1 protein-coding gene is annotated in these 1,007 nt (G+C 59.1%); it reads left to right on the plus strand.

Features of this window, described 5'->3' with window-relative positions:
- Positions 1-1,007: type VI secretion system tip protein TssI/VgrG (tssI, locus tag BJF95_RS00030; protein WP_139317331.1), on the plus strand; the 1,007-nt coding region annotated here is incomplete at both ends.

Raw genomic sequence — 1,007 nt, forward strand, 5'->3', positions numbered from 1 at the left:
CACTATTCGGTGCAATGGAACGAGACCGATCTGGATTACCTGCTGCGCAGGCTGGAAGAAGACGGCATTTTCTTCTGGTTTCTCCATGAAAAAGGCGTGCATCGCCTGCGGGTGACCGATCACCAGATTGCCTGGAGCGATCCATCGGAAAGCGCTGAGGGCGAGAAAAACGTGCGGCTGGCGCAAGGCTCCAGCGATCGCAACCACATCACCGAATGGGTTCGCCGCTTTCGCTACATTCCCGGCCAACGCGTGGATGCGGACTGGAATTTCGAGACGCCCAGTTTCATTCCAGAGCGCAAGACGCATTCAAATGTACAGATGCCAGGTTCTGTAAAGCGCGAACTGTATGAATACCCGGCCCGTGTTGCCGATGATCAGGAAGCGGAGCGGGTTGGCAAACTGCGGGCGCAGGCGAGCGAGACAGATCATGAGCGCGTCACCGGCCAATCCACGGTGCGGGTGCTGGAGCCGGGGCGGAAATTCAAGCCCTATGAGGAGCCAAACCCGGACCGCGTGTTTGAAGAACACGTGATCACCTACATCCGCCATGAAGCGGTGGACCGCTCCTATGAGACGACGGAAAACGAGCCGGAATACACCAATCGTTTCGAAGCCATTCCCGCCCGCATTCCGTTTACCCCACACCGCACGACGAAACGCCCACGCATAGAAGGCGCGCAGGTGGGCATTGTGGCAGGGCCTGAGGGCGAAGAAATCCACCCCGACAAATACGGCCGCATCAAAGTCTGGTTCCCCTGGGACCGCCGTGCCAAAAAGGACGGCACAGACACCTGCTGGATCCGCGTCTCCCAAAGCTGGGCCGGCGGCCTCTGGGGCAGCCAGGTCATCCCCCGCATCGGCATGGAGGTGATGGTGGCCTATATTGATGGCGACCCGGATCGACCCTTGGTGACGGGGGTTGTGCCCAATCCGCTAAACCCCGTGCCGTATGATTTGCCTGCGAATAAGACCAAGAGCGTGTTTCGGACCAATACGCATAAGGG

Source organism: Rhizobium oryziradicis, from assembly GCF_001939045.1.
GTDB lineage: Bacteria > Pseudomonadota > Alphaproteobacteria > Rhizobiales > Rhizobiaceae > Allorhizobium > Allorhizobium oryziradicis.